At 64.4% G+C, this 5,100-nt stretch carries 5 protein-coding genes and 1 pseudogene; 3 read left to right on the forward strand and 3 right to left on the reverse strand.

What is annotated here, in order from left to right; genetic code table 11:
- Both AC3XYG_RS32780 and AC3XYG_RS32785 read right to left on the reverse strand, forming a co-directional pair.
- Nucleotides 1-319, reverse strand: a pseudogene (locus AC3XYG_RS32780) (nitrilase-related carbon-nitrogen hydrolase); the annotation flags it as partial.
- Nucleotides 320-377: 58 nt separating this feature from the next.
- Nucleotides 378-860, reverse strand: coding sequence for an MSMEG_0572/Sll0783 family nitrogen starvation response protein (locus AC3XYG_RS32785; protein ID WP_489144082.1), 483 nt, complete (start codon nucleotides 858-860; stop codon nucleotides 378-380).
- Nucleotides 861-1,217: 357 nt separating this feature from the next.
- On the opposite strand from AC3XYG_RS32785, the gene AC3XYG_RS32790 reads away from it, so the two are divergent.
- Together AC3XYG_RS32790 and AC3XYG_RS32795 are read left to right on the forward strand one after the other, a co-directional pair.
- Entirely contained in the window at nucleotides 1,218-2,417 is a 1,200-nt protein-coding gene (locus tag AC3XYG_RS32790; RefSeq protein ID WP_489144083.1) for an aminotransferase-like domain-containing protein, read from the forward strand.
- A gap of 15 nt (nucleotides 2,418-2,432) precedes the next feature.
- Complete coding sequence (locus tag AC3XYG_RS32795; protein ID WP_489144084.1) at nucleotides 2,433-2,612, forward strand: hypothetical protein; 180 nt, start codon at nucleotides 2,433-2,435, stop codon at nucleotides 2,610-2,612.
- A 109-nt stretch (nucleotides 2,613-2,721) separates the two neighbouring features.
- On the opposite strand, the gene AC3XYG_RS32800 is transcribed toward AC3XYG_RS32795, so the two are convergent.
- Nucleotides 2,722-3,108 (reverse strand): hypothetical protein, encoded by a 387-nt coding sequence (locus AC3XYG_RS32800; RefSeq protein WP_489144085.1) that lies wholly within the window; start codon nucleotides 3,106-3,108, stop codon nucleotides 2,722-2,724.
- 745 nt (nucleotides 3,109-3,853) lie between these two features.
- Here AC3XYG_RS32800 and AC3XYG_RS32805 point away from each other — a divergent pair.
- Nucleotides 3,854-5,100, forward strand: a 1,247-nt coding sequence (locus AC3XYG_RS32805) for a TolB family protein (RefSeq protein ID WP_489144086.1), incomplete at its 3' end; no start/stop codon positions are given.

A 5,100-nucleotide genomic window follows, 5' to 3' on the forward strand; every position in this document is an offset into this window, starting at 1 on the left:
GGTCGCGCTCGTTGACGCCGAGCACGATCACCATGCCGTGCCGGCGCGCGGCCGTGCCGACCGCCTCGGTCTCCGGCCCCGGCACAACGACCGCTTCCTCGTAGAGGCGCAGATGCTCACGTCGCGTGAGGACCGGCGGCAGCACAAAGGAGAACTAGGGGTACCAGGGCACGAAAGTCTCGGGAAAGACGAGCAGCTCGGCCCCCTTGTCCGCAGCGTCGGCGATCGCGTTCATGACCTTGGCCATCGTCTTTTCGCGCGAGGTCAGGTCGGGGGCGATCTGGACCGCGGCGACGCGGACCGTGGTTTTCGCAACCATTGCGGCTCTCTCTCCTATGACCGATGCGGCCGTGGGGCCGGCCGCATCGGTCCGCGCCTCAGAGCGTCCAGGTGTCGAGGATGAAGGCGTTCTCCCGGCGGTGCAGGAGGACGATGTCGAGAACGTCGAGCGGGTTGATCGGGATCACCCCGGGGATCAGCGCGCCCTCGCCATGCCCGTACAGCGCCTGCAGGGCGAAGCGGCAGGCATAGACCTTGCCGCCGTCGGTCATGATCTTCTCGATGCGGTTGTTGAAGTTGAGATGCCCCGGGAAGGCCTCGTCGCCGAGCTTGGGAAAGCCGCGCTGGACGCCGAGGGTCACGCCCGGGCCATAGAGAAGGACCGAGGTCTCGAACCCCTTCTGGATGAGGCGCGAGGTCTGGAGGAGATTGACGAGACCGATCGAGCCCTCGAAGGCGACGGTGTGGAAGGTGACGAGGGCCTTCTCGCCCGGGGCGGCTTTGACGTCCTCGAAAACCTTGGTTTCGTAATCGACGAGGAAATCACCCTTCTGGTTCGCGGGCTTGGTCACGGCTGGCATGGCTCACCTCTCCGAAGCGGAATTGGACTGCGGCAGCGACCGCAGCGTCGGAGACAGGTGATGCAAGCAATATGCCAGTCATTGGATTCCGTCACTTGCGCGTCTGATCGCAATCTATATACATACAATTATGCAGTCATAATGCCTGTCTATCGAGCATGATTCTGCTCATTTTGAGGACACGGAATGGGAAAACTCTGAGCAAATCAGCCGAAAGCCGGCTGGTTGCAATAAGCGATTAAGATGAATGATGCATTCAAAAATGCAGTCAATAATGCGAAGTAATTTTGCTGCACCGGCATGGCAACACCGCCTGCAACACGATACAGTCAACCTGCCTTCATCAACCGATCGCGCATGATGTACGACTGGACCCCCGACCTCTCGATCTCCGATCGGCCGCGCTATCTCGCCCTTGCCGACCGCATCGCCGCCGATATCCAGTCCGGCAAGCTGGTGACCGGCGATCGCCTGCCGCCGCAGCGCAAGCTGGCGGAACGGCTGGGGGTCGATTTCACGACGGTGGCGCGGGGCTATGTCGAGGCACAGAAGCGCGGGCTGATCGAATCCCGCCAGGGCCAGGGCACCTTCGTGCAGAGCGGGCCGAAGGCCAGGGCCGCCCCGGCCCCTGCATCACGGCCCCGGCCCGACGCGGTCGACCTTTCCATGAACCTGCCGCCGGAGCCCGACGACCCGCAGCTGATCGAGCGCATGCAGGCCGGGCTGGAGATGGTCGGGCGGGATTTGGTGTCGCTGATGCGCTACCAGGGTTTCGGCGGCGGCCCGCTCGACAAGGAGGCGGCGTCGCTCTGGCTCAGTCGCCGCGGGCTGGTCCCGGCGCAGGAGCGCATCTTCATCACGCCCGGGGCGCATCCCGCCCTGCTCGGCATCCTCGGCATCTTGGCCAAGCCCGGGCAGGTGGTGCTGAGCGAAGGCATCACCTATCCCGGCATCCGGTCGATCGCGGCACAGCTCACCCTGTCGCTGGTCGGCCTGCCCATGGATGACGAGGGCATCGATCCGGACGCGTTCTCCGCCGCCTGTTCGAAACTGTCGCCCAAGGCGCTCTATCTCAACCCGACCCTGCAGAACCCGACCACGCTGACCATGTCGCAGAAGCGGCGCGAGGTGATCGCCGCGATCGCCCGGCGCTGGGGTGTGCCGATCGTCGAGGATGATGCCTATGGCTTCATCCCGTCCCATGCGCCGGGGCCGCTGGCCTCGGTCGCGCCCGACATCACCTGGTACGTGGCGGGGCTGGCCAAATGTATCGGCGCCGGTATGCGCGTGGCCTATGTCGTGGCCCCCGACGCCCGGTCCGGCTGGGCCTTCGCCGCGGCCGTGCGCTCGGCGACGGTGATGGCCTCGCCGCTGACCGTCGCTCTGGCGACGCGCTGGATCGAGGACGGCACGGCCGACAGCCTGCTGCGCTTCATCCGGATGGAGGCCGCGGCACGTCAGGCGATCACGCGCCAAGCCCTGCCGCCGGGAAGCTTCAAGGGCGATCCCGTCAGCTTCAACATCTGGCTGCCCCTGCCGGAGGGTTGGACGCGCTAGGCCTTCATCGGGCACATGCGGACCACGGGGATCGGCGTGGTCGCCAGCGATGCCTTCACCGTGACCGGCAGCCCGCCGGAAGCGGTCCGCATCTGCTTCGGCGGGCCGGCGTCGCGCGCCGCCGTGCAGCGGGCGCTCGACTTCGCGGCGCACGCCCTCGAGGAACTCCCGGCCGTGGCGACGTCGTTCCTGTGAAGCGATCGTGCTCGAGATTGTGGATTGAAATCGGTCGAGGCTGACTCGGATAGCTATTGTTCGCAGCAGCGCGAGCTGATGGGGCGACGTCTGTTTTGAGCGTGCCCGGTCATAGCGTCATGGCGAAGAGGTCGTTTTCGCCTTCGTCCACCATGTTGCCGGCCTCGGCAGCCCGCGCATCGCCGCGCTGGGCCACGGCGGCCGGGGCGATGACGATCGAGAGCCTGGCCAGCGGCCTGTGCGCCCGCATCAGCACCACCATCACCAGCACCAGGGCACGGCCCTGTTGCTGCAGGCACGGGCGCGCTGGAAGCACGAATTCTGAACGACTGGGCGGTGCTGGACGCCGGCTACCGGGCCGCTCCGGGCTGCGGCTTCCCATCCGACGGCCACGAGCTGCGATGCGGCGCCAGCCGTATTTGATCAGCTCGGTGTAGACTTTCTCCCAGCCCCCGGCCTTGGCGCAGCGGGTGAAACGGGCGTGGGCTGAATGCATCGGATCCGCGCAAGGTCCGGTGTTGGGGCTCGACGCGACGTCTGCTTATGACTTGAAGCTGTGTCCGGTTTTGGTGCCCTTCAACTGACCAACATCAGCCGAGAAGTGACAACGACGGCCAGATCGGGAGGACGTCCGGACTGGAGACGCCGGTGGGCCGTCCGCTTATGGCCGCTTCGTCCCGAGGCTGTGTGAAAACCCGATTGGTGAGCACTGTCGCGCAATCTTATATTGAGAGGGGATGCCGCAGGATCGCGAAAGATTCTGGACAGCGCCCTACTCGGTAGCAGAATTGCTCACAGGAGATACAGCCTGGCGTTTTCACACGGCCTGTCCCTTTTCCGGACGACCCAGGGCCTTTCGGCTGCTCCGAAGCGGACAACATCTTCGAAGCTCCCAAAAGCTGATCTGCAATTGATCGCGGTGCAGCGACCTTCAGGCGCAGGCACCACCGCCCGTTAGTCTGAACCGTCCCGTCAATGGGCCCGAGTGGTTGTGAGGTGAGGATCGGTTGGTTCCGACCGGACCTCTCGTCGAGACAAGGCGCGCTCGGAAACTCGATTGGCTATCGCGAATGCCGTGAAGAATTTGCATCGCGTCGGCCTGAAGCCTGAGGTTAACCGTTTCCGTAGGCAGCAGGGGTTGCCGCCGGCCGGCGATGGCTGCAAATTAAGCCATATTTTCCCAGGTTTCATTTCGGCCCCAAGGTGCCGACGCATTTATCGATTCAGAAGGAAGCGATCCCATGACGACGCTCAACCTCTCGTCTTTGACCAGCTTGACCACCGGCAAGGACACGGATCTCTATGCCGGCTCGATCTCCGGCGATGGCAGCCTGGTCGGGCTGTATGGGCCGAGCAACGTGTTCACCGGGGGAGCCGGTATCGCGATCGTCGACGCGCACGGGACCGCGATCCTCGACCTGCCCGTCACATCGACCCCGCCCTACACCACCACGACCCCTCAAGCCCTGTCGTTCTCCGATGACGACAGATATGTCGTCTACAGCGTCAACGTGCGGTCGGATGACGGGGGCGGCGACCTGCTCGACAACAACTATCTCTATATGTTCGATCGCGAAGACGGGACGACGCAGACACTGGCCCAGACGACCGGGTTTTATCAAGACGGCACATTTCAATACGCCGACCCTGTGGAAGGCAAGATATCGCAAGATGGGAACTTTCTCTTGCTCTCTGGTCCCGCACATTTTTTCGGCGGTGTTGGAGACGAGCTCGGGCTGTACCTGCGGGATATGAGGCTCGGGACGACCACCCTGATCGCTCCCGGCGCAAGCGTGTCCCAGGTAGACGCCTCGCTGTCGGCCAATGATCGGTTCGTCACGTTCATCGGCTACGGTCCACATTCAAACTATACGATCTTGCTGCACGATCTGGTGTTGAACACCACAACGGACATCGCGGTCGCAGCCGATGGCGGGGCGGCCAACAGCCCCTTCACCAGAAACGCCGAGATCTCCGGGGATGGCCGCTACGTGGCCTTCGAGAGCGAAGCGAGCAACCTGGTGGCCGGCGACACCAACGGCGTGCAGGACATCTTCTTGCGCGACACCGTGCTGGGCACCACGATCCGGATCTCGGTCGCAACCGGAGGCGGCCAGTCCGACGGCCTGTCCTCCGACGTCTCGATCTCGGGCGACGGCCGCTTCATGGTGTTCACCAGCAGCGCGGACAATCTGGTCGACGGCGACACCAACGGCAAATCGGATGTCTTCCTCTACGATGCCCTGACCGGCACCACCACCCGCCTGTCGCTGGCCTTCGACGGCAGCCAGGCGAACGGGGATTCATTCCACGCCGTGATCAGTGCCGACGGCCACACCGTGGCGTTCTCCAGCGACGCGACCAACCTGCTGCCCGGCGGCGACAGCCCGGGAACCGATGTCTTCCGGATCTCGCTGACCGCGACCGAGGGCGCCGACCTGCTGCTGGGGTCGTCCGGCAAGGACCTGATCGAGGGCCTCGGTGGTGA

The sequence above is a fragment of the Inquilinus sp. genome (assembly GCF_057815775.1).

Bases quoted from the DNA above. Each gene is read 5' to 3' on its own strand.
- AC3XYG_RS32785 (WP_489144082.1), bottom strand. From the start codon at position 860: ATGCCAGCCGTGACCAAGCCCGCGAACCAGAAGGGTGATTTCCTCGTC.
- AC3XYG_RS32790 (WP_489144083.1), top strand. From the start codon at position 1,218: ATGATGTACGACTGGACCCCCGACCTCTCGATCTCCGATCGGCCGCGC.
- AC3XYG_RS32795 (WP_489144084.1), top strand. From the start codon at position 2,433: ATGCGGACCACGGGGATCGGCGTGGTCGCCAGCGATGCCTTCACCGTG.
- AC3XYG_RS32800 (WP_489144085.1), bottom strand. From the start codon at position 3,108: ATGCATTCAGCCCACGCCCGTTTCACCCGCTGCGCCAAGGCCGGGGGC.